This is a genomic window from Ralstonia sp. UNC404CL21Col, assembly GCF_000620465.1.
GTDB lineage: Bacteria > Pseudomonadota > Gammaproteobacteria > Burkholderiales > Burkholderiaceae > Ralstonia > Ralstonia flatus.
Genome location: NZ_JIBE01000003.1, coordinates 496,803 through 511,041 on the forward strand (window position 1 = coordinate 496,803; position 14,239 = coordinate 511,041).

Annotated in this window: 12 protein-coding genes, 1 tRNA gene and 2 pseudogenes; 5 read left to right on the plus strand and 10 right to left on the minus strand. The window is 64.4% G+C overall.

The annotated features are described in order from the left end of the window. Positions 1–22 precede the first annotated feature (22 nt). From N511_RS0102365 to N511_RS25665, 5 genes and pseudogenes are all read right to left on the minus strand, one after another. Positions 23–913 (minus strand): lytic transglycosylase domain-containing protein, encoded by an 891-nt coding sequence (locus N511_RS0102365; RefSeq protein WP_027677831.1) that lies wholly within the window; start codon positions 911–913, stop codon positions 23–25. Between the two features lie 16 nt (positions 914–929). Continuing rightward, entirely contained in the window at positions 930–2,915 is a 1,986-nt protein-coding gene (locus N511_RS0102370) for a DNA topoisomerase IV subunit B (protein ID WP_027677832.1), read from the minus strand. A 172-nt stretch (positions 2,916–3,087) separates the two neighbouring features. Further along, positions 3,088–3,393 carry a hypothetical protein gene (locus N511_RS25655; RefSeq protein WP_410003868.1) on the minus strand — a complete coding sequence of 102 codons (306 nt, stop codon included), beginning with the start codon at positions 3,391–3,393 and terminating at the stop codon, positions 3,088–3,090. Positions 3,394–3,651: 258 nt separating this feature from the next. Further along, positions 3,652–3,963 (minus strand): annotated as a pseudogene (locus tag N511_RS25660) (ATP-binding cassette domain-containing protein); the annotation flags it as partial. Positions 3,964–4,164: 201 nt separating this feature from the next. After that, a pseudogene (locus N511_RS25665) lies at positions 4,165–4,998 on the minus strand (ABC-F family ATP-binding cassette domain-containing protein); the annotation flags it as partial. Positions 4,999–5,173: 175 nt separating this feature from the next. Here N511_RS25665 and N511_RS0102380 point away from each other — a divergent pair. Together N511_RS0102380 and N511_RS0102385 are read left to right on the plus strand one after the other, a co-directional pair. Further along, the gene (locus N511_RS0102380) at positions 5,174–5,380 is read left to right on the plus strand and encodes a hypothetical protein (protein WP_027677834.1); all 207 of its coding nucleotides are present in this window, start codon (positions 5,174–5,176) and stop codon (positions 5,378–5,380) included. A 471-nt stretch (positions 5,381–5,851) separates the two neighbouring features. Next, positions 5,852–6,763 carry an amino acid ABC transporter substrate-binding protein gene (locus N511_RS0102385; RefSeq protein WP_027677835.1) on the plus strand — a complete coding sequence of 304 codons (912 nt, stop codon included), beginning with the start codon at positions 5,852–5,854 and terminating at the stop codon, positions 6,761–6,763. A gap of 60 nt (positions 6,764–6,823) precedes the next feature. Here N511_RS0102385 and N511_RS0102390 read toward each other — a convergent pair whose 3' ends face one another. Together N511_RS0102390 and N511_RS0102395 are read right to left on the minus strand one after the other, a co-directional pair. Continuing rightward, positions 6,824–7,798, minus strand: coding sequence for a Kdo hydroxylase family protein (locus tag N511_RS0102390; RefSeq protein WP_027677836.1), 975 nt, complete (start codon positions 7,796–7,798; stop codon positions 6,824–6,826). Between the two features lie 130 nt (positions 7,799–7,928). Then, entirely contained in the window at positions 7,929–8,144 is a 216-nt protein-coding gene (locus N511_RS0102395; RefSeq protein ID WP_024976225.1) for a hypothetical protein, read from the minus strand. Between the two features lie 311 nt (positions 8,145–8,455). Between N511_RS0102395 and N511_RS0102400 the strand changes: the two genes are divergently transcribed. Continuing rightward, positions 8,456–8,530 (plus strand) — tRNA-Arg (locus tag N511_RS0102400). Positions 8,531–8,642: 112 nt separating this feature from the next. On the opposite strand, the gene N511_RS0102405 is transcribed toward N511_RS0102400, so the two are convergent. Further along, the gene (locus N511_RS0102405) at positions 8,643–8,831 is read right to left on the minus strand and encodes a hypothetical protein (RefSeq protein WP_012435166.1); all 189 of its coding nucleotides are present in this window, start codon (positions 8,829–8,831) and stop codon (positions 8,643–8,645) included. A gap of 494 nt (positions 8,832–9,325) precedes the next feature. Here N511_RS0102405 and N511_RS0102415 point away from each other — a divergent pair, with 494 nt between their 5' ends. Beyond that, complete coding sequence (locus N511_RS0102415; protein WP_027677837.1) at positions 9,326–11,191, plus strand: DEAD/DEAH box helicase; 1,866 nt, start codon at positions 9,326–9,328, stop codon at positions 11,189–11,191. A gap of 121 nt (positions 11,192–11,312) precedes the next feature. Here N511_RS0102415 and N511_RS0102420 read toward each other — a convergent pair whose 3' ends face one another. Further along, entirely contained in the window at positions 11,313–12,611 is a 1,299-nt protein-coding gene (locus tag N511_RS0102420) for an ergothioneine biosynthesis protein EgtB (RefSeq protein WP_027677838.1), read from the minus strand. Positions 12,612–12,678: 67 nt separating this feature from the next. Continuing rightward, on the minus strand, positions 12,679–13,725 hold the full coding sequence (gene egtD, locus N511_RS0102425; RefSeq protein WP_027677839.1) for an L-histidine N(alpha)-methyltransferase: 1,047 nt from the start codon (positions 13,723–13,725) through the stop codon (positions 12,679–12,681). Positions 13,726–14,076: 351 nt separating this feature from the next. On the opposite strand from egtD, the gene N511_RS25170 reads away from it, so the two are divergent. Continuing rightward, positions 14,077–14,232, plus strand: coding sequence for a hypothetical protein (locus tag N511_RS25170; protein WP_155954012.1), 156 nt, complete (start codon positions 14,077–14,079; stop codon positions 14,230–14,232). Positions 14,233–14,239: the final 7 nt, after the last annotated feature.

Sequence of the window (14,239 nt, forward strand, 5' to 3'; positions counted from 1 at the left end):
CAACGTGGCGGCGCCGCCGGGATCAATGTTGGGGTACGTTCGTGGCCACGCCGGTGGCCGGGTCCAATACGAGTTCGATGCGTGCGGGCCGGCCCGTGCGGCCCGGCTTGCGCGTAGCGATGACGCCGTTGCCGCTCACGTTCATCAACCCGGGCACGGCCGCGACCGGGTTGTAGTAGCGATAGAACTGCAGCACCGTCTTCACGTAGTTCTGTGTCTCGGCGTACGGCGGAATGTCATTGCCGTGCTTCTGCACCGCGCCCTCGCCCGCGTTGTAGGCGGCCAGCACGAGTTCCAGGTTGCCCGAGAACATGCGCAGCAGATCGCTCAGGTAGCGCACGCCGGTGGTGATGTTGGTCTTGGGGTCGGCCAGCTTCTGGGCGGCCGAGCGGCGGGCGTCGCCTGTCACGCCGTAGCGCGCGCCGGTGTCCGGAATCACCTGCATCAGCCCGATCGCCCCCTTGGGCGACACGGCCTGCGGGTTGAAACCGGATTCGGCGGCAATCACGGCCTTCACCAGCGCGGGGTCGATACCGTGCTTGCTGGCGGCCTGGCGGATCAGCGGTTCCACCGTCGGCACGTTCGGATGCTGCAGCACCGCGCGCACCAGGCGCTGGCGCATGCCGGCAGCATTGTCGAGTGCATCGCGCTTGCTGGCGTTGAGATAGGCGTCGGCGTCGGGCAGCTCGGTCGCTGGCAGGGCGATGGCGCTGTCGTCCTTGGCCTTGTCGTCGCCCTTGCTCGCCACCGCCGCGCCCTTCATGAACAGCACGTAGCGATCGTCCAGCCGTTCGGCAGCGAAATGCGCGAGACCGTTTTCATCGATGTAGCCGTAGACGTCCGCGCGCGCCGGCTGGCTGGCCAACAGGGCCAGCGCCGTCAATGCGAATGCGAAACGTACGGAAAGCTTCATCGTTGTCGGTTTGCGGTCAGATATCGGCTTCGACTTCGTTGCCGCGCGCTTCCAGCCACGTGCGGCGTGCACCGGCTTCGCCCTTGCCCATCAGCATGTTCATCATGTTGATGGTCTGGTCTTGGCCGAGTTCACCCAGCGCCACAGGCAGCAGGCGGCGCGTGTCGGGGTTCATGGTGGTTTCCCAGAGCTGCTCGGCGCTCATTTCGCCCAGGCCCTTGAAGCGGGAGATCTGCCAGGCGCCTTCCTTCACGCCGTCCTTGCGCAGCTTGTCTTCAATGGCTTCCAGCTCGCCGTCGTCCAGCGCGTAGAGCTTCTGCGCGGGCTTCTTGCCGCGCGCCGGGGCATCGACACGATACAGCGGCGGACGGGCCACGCACACGTGCCCCCGATCGATCAATTGCGGGAAGTGCTTGAAGAACAACGTCAGCAGCAGCACCTGGATGTGCGCGCCGTCCACGTCAGCATCGGACAGGATGCAGATCTTGCCGTAGCGCAGGCCCGACAGGTCGACCGTATCGTTCGGACCGTGCGGGTCCACGCCGATGGCGACTGCAATGTCGTGCACTTCATTGTTGGCGAACAGGCGGTCGCGCTCGGTCTCCCAGGTGTTCAGCACCTTGCCGCGCAACGGCAGGATGGCCTGGAATTCCTTGTCGCGGCCCATCTTGGCCGAGCCCCCGGCGGAGTCGCCTTCCACCAGAAAGAGTTCGTTGCGGGTGACGTCGTCGGATTCGCAGTCGGTGAGCTTGCCGGGTAGCACGGCCACGCCGGAGCCCTTCTTCTTCTCCACCTTCTGCGCGGCACGTGTGCGCGCCTGCGCCTGCTTGATGACGAGTTCGGCCAGCTTCTTGCCGTGATCGACGTGCTGGTTCAGCCACAGCTCCAGCGCCGGGCGGCTGAAGGTGGACACCAGCCGCACCGCATCACGGCTGTTCAGGCGTTCCTTGATCTGCCCCTGGAACTGCGGGTCGAGCACCTTGGCCGACAGCACGAACGAAGCGCGCGCAAATACGTCTTCGGACATCAGCTTGACGCCCTTGGGCAGCAGCGCGTGCATCTCGACAAAGCTCTTCACGGCCTGGAACAGGCCTTCGCGCAACCCGGATTCGTGCGTACCGCCCGCGGGCGTGGGGATCAGGTTGACGTACGACTCGCGCACCGGCGAGCCCTCTTCCGTCCAGGCCACCACCCACGATGCGCCTTCGCCGAAGGCAAAGCCTTCTTCGCCAGGCTTGTCGGGATCGGCAAAATGCTCGCCTTCGAACAGCGGGATCACCGGCTCGGCACCGCTGCCCTGCGCAAGCGATTCGATCAGATAGCCGCGCAGGCCCTGGTCGTATTGCCATTCGAGCGTCTCGCCGGTTTTTTCCAGCGTGAGCGTGACCTTCACGCCCGGCAGCAGCACGGCCTTGCTGCGCAGCAGACGCTGCAGTTCGGCCTGCGGAATGTTCTCGGAATCGAAATACTTGGGGTCCGGCCACGCGCGCACGCGTGTGCCGCTCTTCTTCTCGCCGCGTTCGGCCTTGCGGGTGGTCAGGGGCTCGATCACGTCGCCGCCGGAGAACGCGAGCGTCGACACATTGCCGTCACGCCAGACCGTCACTTCCAGCCGCGTCGACAGCGCGTTCGTGACCGACACGCCCACGCCGTGCAAGCCGCCGGAGAACGCGTATGCGCCGCCGCGGCCCTTGTCGAACTTGCCGCCGGCATGCAGACGCGTGTAGACGATCTCGACCACCGGCACGCCCTCTTCGGGGTGGATGCCGACAGGAATGCCGCGCGCATCGTCTTCGACGCTCATGCTGCCGTCCTTGTGCAGCGTCACGGCGATCAACTTGCCGTAGCCGCCCAACGCTTCGTCAGCGGAGTTGTCGATGACCTCCTGCATGATGTGCAGGGGATTGTCGGTGCGCGTGTACATGCCCGGCCGTTGCTTGACCGGTTCCAGGCCCTTGAGGACCTTGATCGACGATTCGCTGTATTGGGAGGTTTTGCTCATGGAAGGCGGAAAAACTGACCAGGCTTGGGTCTGTCCCCAAGCGCCGGGAATGCAGCGCGCATTGTAAAGGAAGCTGTCCTGAACAATGCGGAGGGATCGTCAGCGTCGGGATGCGCGCGAAAACTCACATTCGCCCGACATCCCGCTGACATATTGCGTGGTTATTGCAGCGTCACACCGTGCCGGCGCGCTTGGCTTCGAGGGCTTCCCAACGCTCCAGCGCTTCCAGCAGCTCCAGTTCGATGGCTTCGTGGCGCTCGGCCAGTTTTTGCGCGCGCTCCGGGTCGCGGCCGTAGATCGTGCCGTCCTCCAGTTCGCCGCCGACCTGCTTCTGTTCCGCCTCCAGCGCTTCGATGGTGGCGGGCAGCGCGTCCAATTCGCGCTGTTCCTTGTAGCTCAGCTTGACCGTGGCGCGCTCGCGCGGCTTGGCCGCCTCGGGCTTCTTTTCTTCGGCGACAGGCTTGGCGGCTTGCGCCATCTGCGCCGCGCGTGCCGATTGCGTCTGCCAGTCCGAGAACCCGCCCACATATTCACGCCAGCGGCCCTCGCCCTCAGCCGCAATCACCGAAGTCACGACGTTGTCGACAAACGCGCGATCGTGCGAAACCAGGAAAACGGTACCGCTATATTCCTGCAGCAGTTCTTCCAGCAGTTCGAGCGTGTCGATGTCCAGATCGTTGGTGGGCTCATCGAGCACCAGCACGTTGGCCGGACGGGCAAACAGGCGCGCCAGCAGCAGCCGGTTGCGCTCGCCGCCCGACAGCGAGGCCACCGGCGAGCGCGCGCGCTCGGGCGGGAAGAGGAAATCGCCCAGGTAGCTCATCACGTGCTTGCGCTGGCCATTGACTTCGATCCAGTCGCTGCCCGGGCTGATGGTGTCGGCGAGCGACCGGTTCAGGTCCAACTGCGCACGCATCTGGTCGAAGTAAGCGACCTGCAGGTTGGTGCCGTTGCGCACCGTGCCCGAGTCCGGGGCCAGTTCGCCCAGAATCAACTTCAGCAGCGTGGTCTTGCCGACCCCGTTGGCGCCGAGAATCCCAACCTTGTCGCCGCGCATGATGGTGGCCGTGAAGTTGTCGACGACGGTCTTGTCGCCATAGCGCTTCGTCACGTCGATCAGCTCGGCGACGATCTTGCCGGAGCGGTCGCCCTGCGAAACCTCCAGCTTCACGTTGCCCTGCACGTCGCGGCGCGCCTGGCGCTCCACACGCATCTGCTCCAGCCGCGCAACGCGGCCGACGCTGCGTGTGCGGCGCGCTTCCACGCCCTTGCGGATCCACACTTCTTCCTGCGCGAGCAGCTTGTCGAAGCGGGCGTTTTCCAGCGCTTCGGCTTCCAGTTCCTGCGCCTTGCGCGTCTGATACGCCGTGAAGTTGCCGGGGTACGAGCGAAGCTTGCCGCGATCGAGTTCGATGATGCGCGTAGCCACACGGTCAAGAAACGCCCGGTCGTGCGTGATGAACAACACGCTGCCGCGGAAAGCCAACAGCAGGTCTTCCAGCCAGCGGATGGAGTCGTAGTCGAGGTGGTTGGTCGGCTCGTCCAGCAGCAGGATGTCGGGCGCGCCCACCAGCGCCTGGGCCAGCGCCACACGCTTGGTCAGGCCACCCGAGAGCGAACCGATGCGCGCGCCGGGCTGCAGGCCCAGCTGGGCGATCGTCGTTTCGACGCGCGTGCGCAGCTGCCACGCGTCTGCCGCTTCCAACTGGGATTGCAGCGCCTGCAGCCTGTGTAGCGCGTCTTCATCGTGGGAATCGCCCATCGACGTGATCAGCGCCTCGTATTCAGCCAGGAGGCCGGCGGCGTGCGGCACACCCATCGCCACGGCTTCGGCCACGGTCTGTTCGGGGTCGAATTCGGGCTCTTGCGGCACATAGGCTGAGGTCACGCCGCTCTGGCGGGCGATCAGGCCGTCATCCGGGGACGTCGTCCCAGCCACGATCTTGAGCAGCGACGACTTGCCGGTGCCGTTGCGGCCGATCAGGCCAACGCGCTCGCTGGCCTCCAGCGAGAAATCAGTGTGGTCGAGCAGCGCCACGTGGCCGAACGCCAGTTGCGCATCGGTAATGGAAAACAGGGCCATGCTGGAGTGAAAAAGGTGCGGGCCGCGTACGGGCCGGAAGGCGCGTATTGTAGTCGCCCCGCGCGTCGCCTATCGGCGGCATTGCGCTTGCAGATGCCGGTGCTATAACGCTTGTGCCGCCGGACTCGCTTTTTCCGGCCGCGCCATCCATACCGTTACGAAAGGGGGAATGACGATGCGCGGACTCTTCGGGGTGTTGATCATCTTGATCGTGGCAGGCATTCCGGTGCGGCAGATCTTGCTGCGGACCGGATTCTCACCGTGGTGGGCCCTGCTTGTGCTGGTGCCGGTGGTGAACCTGGTGGCGCTGTGGATTTTCGCGTTCTCAAACTGGCCGCGGCAGGCGTCTCAGCCGGGCAATGTGCTGCCGAATCAGAACTGATCCACGCAGAAACATGCGAGCGCCAAAGAAAACGGCCCGCTTTCGGCGGGCCGGAAGAGTCTCTCCTCGATGCCTTGCGAACAAGACATGGCCGCAGCATAGCGCCCCTCGTCAGTCTCGGGCAGTCAGGACAAACCCGGTAGGGAAAAACGCGTAACGCCAAGCCCAGTGCGGCTTCGCACCGCAGCAACGCATGCTGCGTCAAGCATGCACCGCAGACAAGTTCACCGCACCGGCCGAGCCGTGTGCGCGGTGCGTTACGCACGGCCGGTGTGCGCGACGCACCACTGCAAGGCACGCACTCCCGCCGTCTTTTAGAAGCCGAAATCGAGTCGTGCAGCCTGCTTACAACACCGGAAAGGCGCGGGCCAGCAGGTTGCAGCGCCGCGCCGTATCATGCGGCAGGCCCTCCGGTCACGAGCCGGGCATAACCATAACCTGGGCCACCGATTCTTTCCGGGGGATACAACCATGCCGTTCTTCACGCGCACGCTGCCTGCTGCAGCGCTGCTCTTCGCTTCGCTGTCCAGTTTCGTTCCGGGCACGGTCTTGGCCTCGTCCACGCCCGTGCTTGACCGCATCCGCGATACCGGCGCCGTCCGCGTCGCCTATCGCGAAAGCTCCGTGCCCTTCTCGTTTTACGACGCCGACAAAAAGCCCGTGGGCTACGCCATGGACCTGTGCCTGCGCGTGGTCGACAAGCTGCGCGCCGATCTCAAGCGGCCGGACCTGAAAGTCCAATATGTGATGGTCACGCCTTCAACTCGGATGCCGGCCATCATGGAAGGCAAGGCGGACCTCGAATGCGGCTCGACCACGAACAACCGCGAACGCCGGGAGAAAGTGGCCTTCACGATCCCGCACTACATCGCGGGCATTCGCATGCTGGTCAAGACCTCGTCGGGCATCCGCAAGTGGGACGATTTGCGCGGCAAGACCGTCGTCACCACGAAGGGCACCACGAGCGTGGCGGAACTGCGCAAGATGAACGATGTCCGCGTCTTGAACATGACCTTTCTGGAAGCCAAGGACCACGCCGAATCGTTCGCGATGGTCGAAAACGGCAAGGCCGACGCATTTGCAATGGACGACGTGCTGCTCTACGGTTTCCGCGCCAACACCAAGACCCCAAGCGATTACGCCGTCGTCGGCGACATGCTGACGGTGGAGCCCTACGCGATCATGCTCAGCAAGGACGACGCCGAGTTCAAGCGGCTGGTAGACCGCGCGATGACGAACATCATCCTCGACTATGACGCTGAGAAGCTCTACAAGAAGTGGTTCCAGCAACCGATTCCGCCGCACAGTGCCAAGCTCGATATCCCGATGAGCTTTTTGCTGCGCGACTCGTTCAAATATCCGAGCGACAAGGTCGCTGATTAAACGGATCAGCGGGCAGCATCAGCGCCGCCGTCATGCACGGCGGCGTTTTTGTTTGTGCAGTCAGCGCTGCGGCCCCAGCATGGGCTTGTTGAGCATGCGCGACAGGACGGCTTCGGGCGCATGGGTGCGATCGGCAATGGCCGTTGGATCAAGATAAAAAGTCTGCTCCATCATCGCCCGGCCGCGCATCGCCGCATGCAGGGCTTGATCGCTGAAGACGATCCACGTCGCCCCCGGCGCGAATTCGAACGTCTGCTGTGGAGCCCGGCGCTGATAGACCAGATCCGCTTTCGCGAGATCATGCAACTGCAGCATGCGGTGATCGTATTCGGAGCGCGGGCGCTTGGTGATATGCAGCTTGTGCATCAGCCACGATTGCCCCGGGAGCATGCCACGCGTTTTTGGCACAAACCGCTGGGCAAAGTCGGCAAAGGGCTCTCCGATGCGCCAGACGCGCGAGGCATCCGGATCGACGTTGTGGAACACCCGCAAGAGGCGCTGGCCGTGCAGTGGGTTCGACGGAAATGCATCGACGTGCAGGCGCGTGTCGTCCTTGCGCCAACTGACCGGCCGCCCGGCAATCTCGGCCGGCCGCAACGAAGTGCCGGCCCGCTTTAGGTGCGGGGCATAGTCGGGAAACAGCGTCAGCACGAGACGCTCGGCAGCATCGGCGTAACGCCGGATCAGCGCCGTCAGATCGCGCAGATCGGCCAGCGGCCCGACGGCGCCGCGCACGTTGGCCTCGTTTGCCCGCAGATTGATGTTCTTCGTTTTGCCGTCCGACCAGCGCGCATCCAGAAAGCGCCGCTCAGGCGCCTCAAGTGGAAAGACGAGCGCTGGAAAATGCAGCACATTACCGCGCTCGAGCGCGCACCGCATGGCGGCGGCCTCATCCGCCTTCACCGTGGGTGACCAGTCGCACACCGGCCACGGCACAACCATGTCGATGGCTGGCGGCGTCGCGAGGGTTCGCTCTTCGGAATGGTGGTTGCGCGCCGCCGGCGTGGCGGGCGAAAACGCTTGCATACTTCCCATGAACTTATCAATCGCTTACGTAAGACTTGCGAATGATAGGACGCTCACCACTTCAGTGCATCGTCACGAAACACAACGCATTATGTCTTGCGCGATGTGCCAAAAGTGCTTGCCGGCCGGGGAAGGGGATTCAGAGAAAGTGTTTGACGACCTGTTCTTCCAGACCGACAAAGCGCACGAGCTGGCGGGAGCCGTCAGGAAACTGCTTGATGACGTGGCCGTCGGGCGTATCGGTGTGACGGAAATAGATCGGCCGATCGATCGTTCCGGGCCGATGCTTGGGGAGCAGACTTTCCAGCGACGGCTCCACCGTCCACGGATCGTCCCGTTCTTCGGATGTCAGCATGTTGGTCGCCTAGGGGTTTCTGAAAAGGGGTGATGAAGCATAACTTCCGTGAAGAATCGTGGAAAGTTCGTAATACTTAAATCTGATTCTTTGACCGATCGTTCGTTCGCTTTAGCGTTTGCTTCATCACAAGAGCGCTTGAACTGTGGGCGGCAACCTACAAAAACCATGGCGTCATCATCGTTTCATATGGCGTCGGTATTGGCTGCGCGTGTGACGCTCCGCCCCGTGGTTCTCTGGTCTTGGTCCCGCAAATTGCGTAGAATCGCGGCTCGCTCGGGCGGCCGTTGGCTTCACCCGGGGGTCGGTCACTCGCCGTAGCACAATGGATAGTGCACGCGCCTCCTAAGCGTGAGATACAGGTTCGATTCCTGTCGGCGGGACCAGCAGACACGACAAAGCTAGGCAGCACGCCTGGCTTTTGATTTCTGAGCCGCACAAAACGACGAGGCCCGCCACACGCGGGCGGGCCTATGGCTGCGGATGGCCCCGGGCCATCTAGGTCAGCACCGGCAGCGCTTCGAGCACGAGCAGGCCGATCAACACCCCGATGATCGTCAGCAGCACGCGAATCCCTACTCGCGCGCCTCGAATCACCAGTGGCGCAGACGCCAGTCCAATCACGCCCGCAACGCAAACGGCGAGCAACAGATATAGGTTGGAGAAGGCCATCGGGAATTCCATCATCCGCCCCTTTCCGGCTGAGCGTGGCCGGTCTCTGGAGTATAGGCCGCAGGTTCGATCCGGCAAGCGGCGGCGCTGACACACGCGGCGCCAGCGGAATTTTTGCGCACTGCAAAAATTCGTGCTATAGTCCGTGGCTTGGCTGCTTACTGCCGTATTTTTCGGTCCGCGGTTGGCCGATGTGCTGGTTCCGACCAGCGCGCATCGTCCGAATCCCCGCCCGTTGCATGCATGCGCAGCCGATTGCCATTGTGCTTGGCATCGTCTCCGATCTCCCGCGTGGATTCACATCACGCCGAAGGGACCGCCGCCCCACCTCGCTGACCTGTTCAGCTTGAGGCCGGCCCACTCCCCCGCCTTGTCCGTTCTGCAGCCCGTCTGTCGAACCGGCCTTATCCGATTGGCGCCGACGCCCGTGATTAACCGGTCGCCGTATCCCATTTCCGTCGTCTGCATCCGTTGATGTAGCGGCGCGGCAGCCTTACTACCTATTCGACATGACGCAGCCTCAAGACGGCAGCGGCGCCATTGCGCACGCTGAAACCATCAACACCAATACCGAAAACCTGATCGCCGAAGCCGCGACCCGTGCCAGCGCCTTTGCTGCACTGGGCCTGGACGACCGCATCGTCCGCGCGCTGGGCGAAGTGAACTACACCACACCGACGCCGGTGCAGGCCCAAGCCATTCCGGCCTGCCTGTCGGGCCGCGACCTGCTGGTCACGAGCCAGACCGGTTCGGGCAAGACCGCCGCGTTCATCCTGCCGGCCATCCAGCGCATCAGCGAGCAGCCTGAGCCGCAGCGTCCGCGCATGGACGGCCCGCCGCAACGCATGAAAGGTCGCCGCCCCCGCCCGGCGCCGGCCAAGCCGTCGCTGCTGGTGCTCACGCCCACGCGTGAACTGGCCCTCCAGGTGACCACCGCCACCGCACAATACGGCCGCCATCTGCGCCGCATCGTCTGCGCGAGCATCCTGGGCGGCATGCCTTACCCGAAGCAGCTCGACATGCTGGCACGCATGCCGGACATCATCATCGCTACGCCGGGCCGCCTGCTCGACCACATCGACTCGGGCCGCATTGACCTGTCGGCACTCGACATGCTCGTCTTTGACGAAGCCGACCGCATGCTGGACATGGGCTTCTCGGATGACATCGAAGCCATCGTCGGCGCCACGCCGGCCACACGTCAGATGCTGATGTTCTCGGCAACGATGGACCGCCGCATCGAGCAACTGGCCGAGCGCATGATGCGCGAGCCGCAACGCATCGAAATCGCCGCTGCGAAGATCGATCAAAGCAACATCGAAGAGCGCCTGCACTTTACCGACGACATGTCGCACAAGCAGCAGCTGCTGGATCACTTGCTGCGCGATGCATCGCTCAAGCAAGCCATCGTCTTCACGGCGACCAAGCGTGATGCCGACTCGCTGGCCGAGCGCCTGACCGAGCACGGTTTCTCCGCCGGTGCCTTGCACGGCGACATGCACCAAGGCGCGCGTAACCGCACGCTGACGGCACTGCGCCGCGGCCAGTTGCGCGTGCTGGTGGCCACCGACGTGGCCGCCCGCGGCATCGACGTGCCGGACATCACGCACGTGGTCAACTTCGACCTGCCCAAGCAAGCTGAAGACTACGTGCACCGCATCGGCCGTACGGGCCGTGCCGGTCGCAGCGGTATCGCCATCAACCTGGTGAACCACAACGACACGTTCCAATGGCGCCGCATCGAGCGCTTCGTTGATCGCCGCATCGACGCTTCCGTGGTGGAAGGCCTGGAGCCGAAGCGCTCGCCCAAGCCGCGTACCGGTGGCCCGCGTGCCGGTGGCGACCGTGGCGGCTACCGTGGAAACGGTGGCAATGGCGGCGGTTATCGCGGCCAGCGCGAAGGCTACGGCGCACGCCAGGGTGGCAATGGCGGCAACAGCGAAGGCCGCTTCCAGCGCAGCTTCGGCGGCGACCGCGACGGCTTTGCCCCGCGCCGCGACGATCGCAACGGTAACGGCGGCGGCTACCAAGGTGGCCAACGTGAATGGAACCGCGACGACCGCGCTCCGCGTCAGTCGTACGGCCAAGGCCAGCAAAACCGTGGCGATTGGCAACAGCGCCCCGCCCGTACGCAAGACGGCAGCCGTGGCTACGGCAACACCACCGGCGGCAACGCTGGGGGTTATGGCAATCGTGACGGCAACCGCGAAAGCTACGGCAACCGCGAAGGCGCCCCGCGTCGCTTCGGCGACAACAACGGCGGCAGCCGCTTCGGCGACGGTGGCAACGGCGCGCAGCGTCGCAGCTACGGCAACCGCGACGGCAACCGTGACAGCTACGGCAGCAAGGGCCGTTCGCGCGACTTCGATCGTTGATCGATGAAGGGCTATCCCACCGGGATAGCCTCCGCAGACCGCCAACAAAAAACCCCACGTCTAACAGCGTGGGGTTTTTGTTTGGGCATTCGACTTGCCTCTCCTGTCCAACAAGCTTCCGTCAAAGCGCACAGGTTCGGAAGCCAACAAAGACGTCATCGCGCTCCGGCAGCAAGAAGCCCCGGAAACGCGGATGACGCGCGCGCTGCGGCGTATGAGCGGCAGCACCGCGCACCGTCTGCATCGTCTGGAAGTGCGGCGCCGACAGGCTCGCCACACGGCCGCGCGGCATGCCCGGCACGAAATCCGGATACGGCTCGAACGGCGATGACGTCCACTCCCAGACCTGCCCCCAATGGAAACCGGCGCGCCCCTGCACCGCCGCCATCTCCCATTCGTCTTCCGTCGGTAAGCGACGGCCCGCCCAGCGGCACCACGCCTGCGCTTCATACAGGCTGACATGGCGCACGGCTTCATCTCGGTTGATCGTGCGCGCCTGACCGTAGCGCAGTGCCTGCCAGGTGCGCGTGGCGGGATCCCGCTGCCAGCCTTGGGGCGCCGAACGCTCTTGCATCATCAGCCACTCCATGCCGGCGGGCGACCACCACTGCGGATGGTCGTAACCACGGTCTTCGATGAACTCCAGGTATTGGCCATTCGTGACGGGCTGGGCATCGATTTCGAACGCGGGCACATAGGTGCGGTACGGCGGACATTCGTTGTCGAAGAAGAACCCGTCGGCGTCGGGCCAGCCCATCTGGAAGCGGCCACCCGGCAACGACAATGTCTGCGCAGCCGGCACGGCCACGGCGGCCAGCGGCGGTTGCCCGGCGGGTTGCAGGCCTAACACCTGCAGCAGGCCGTGCAGATGTTCGGCGCGCAGGTCTTCGTGGAAAACCGCCCAGCGAAACGGCTCCAGCGCCGCATCGTCGTCGGTGCCGAGCGTGGCGAGCTTACGTAGCACGCGGTCGAGCACATCATGCGCGTACTGCTTGATCGCCGAGATGCCCGGCAGCGTCAGTTCCCAGCAGGCCTCCGGCGGCATGCGGTCCATGTCGAAGAACGTATCGGCACCGTCGAGCGCGGCCGGCAGCGTGGCTTGCCAACGCGCCAGGTCCCACTCCGTTCCGGCGCCGTCTTCGATGGTGTCGCTGCCGTTGCGACGCGGCTCGCGCAGGCACCAGAACTCGGCAAACCAGGCGAGCTGGCCCAGCGTCCACAGGGGCGGGGCATGATGCTCCACGCGTTCGATCTGCCAGCCGCGCTGCGTGTCGCCAAACGCGGACAACAAGGCCAGCGTGCGATTGCGCGCGTCGACCAGGCTGTGCGCGATGCCCTGGCGCGGCAGGCGCCGGCCGTCGGTCCAGTCGGGAAGCGATCCGATGAAGGTCGGATCGGGGAGCATGAAGAATTCAGCCATCGCGGCACACCTCGGGCGGGAATCGATCCATTATCGCACCGGCCCGCCTGGTGTTCTGCCGCCCGGCCTACCGGCCTACGCTGGCGTGGCAGACGGCAAAGTCGCCGCTGACATCAGTCCAGGCATGCAGGTCTTCGAAGCCGGCGTCGGCAAACATCGCCTGCAGGCTCGGCAGGTCGTATTTGACCGAGTTCTCGGTGTGCACGCGTTCGCCCGCCGCGAAGGCGCGCGCGTGCTTACCCCACCGCACCGTGACGTCGCGACGCGCTTCCAGATGCATCTCAACGCGGTGCGCCTCTGCGCGGTACAGCGCGACATGGCGCCAATCCCGCACGTCGAAATTCGCACCCAGGAGGCGATTCAGGTTGCGCAGCACGTTCAGGTTGAAGGCCGCCGTCACGCCGAGCGGATCGTCGTAAGCGGCTTCGAGCCGTTGGGCGTCTTTGATGAGGTCGATGCCGATCAGCACGCTGTCGCCGGGGGCCGAAGCTTCGTGCAGGCGCGACAGAAATGCCCCCGCCTCTTCCGGCGTGAAGTTGCCCAGGCTCGAACCGGGGTAAAACCACACGCGGCGCCCGTCGCCGACGGCATCGGGCAGCACCAGCGGCGCACACAGATCGGCGCCAATGCCGACCATCGGCAATTGCGGATGCTGACGCGCAAGCCCACGCAGCGTATCGCGGAGGAAATCTGCCGAGATATCGATCGCCACATACCGCGACGGTGCCAGCGTGCGGAACAGGCGCGCGGCCTTTTCGCAGTTGCCGGCGCCTAGGTCGATCAACGTGGCACCGCGCCCCACGCGCAGCGCGATCTCGGCCGCATGCAGACTGAAGATGGCGGCTTCGGTGCGCGTCGGGTAGTACTCGGGCAGATCGGTAATCGCTTCGAACAGTCGCGAACCGAGGGCGTCGTAGAAGAACTTCGGGCTGATGCTGGCCGCAGATGCGAGCAGGCCCGCCTCAGCCTCGGCACGCAGCGCAGCGTCGTCTTCCGTAAAGAGCTGGTAGAAGGTCAAGCCCGCGCCAACGGCGTCGACCGTGGGCTGCGGCTGGATCAAACGGGCCAGCGCGCGGCGGGCATAGGCATCGGCGGACGGCTTGGTGGCCTGCATGGTGTCTCCCGGTGTGGGTGGAACGGCAGCGGTGCTGCATGGTCATGAAGGCCATCGAGAGCGAGAAATGTGCCATCGTGCCTATGCCATCACCGCAGGCCCGTGGCGCGCGGATGAAATTGCAGCGTAGACGCCGCTTTGTGACAGCGCCACCGTTCTTTCGCCGGAGGCGGCCACAACGCACCATCTCGCCGTTCGTAAAAATCACCCACGCCGCTGAAAAAACCGCGCATACCGCGCCCGCATGCCAATGTTGCGTTTTTGCAGCGCACAATCGGCCTGCTGCGATATAATGCGGACTTCCTCAAAGGGGAGTAGCTCGGGGGTTCTTCAGCCCCAGGCACGATCGTCATGACGAAGCGCACGCTTCCGGTCGTGCCGGCACCAGCAGGTTCCCAACCTGTGCGCGTGTCGAGCAAGACCTTTGCAACCGGATTTCATGGTCTGCAAAGCGTCTCGCCCCAGCACTCCATGCAGTTCGGTCAACCGATTTTTATTGTTGTTTGACTTGGAG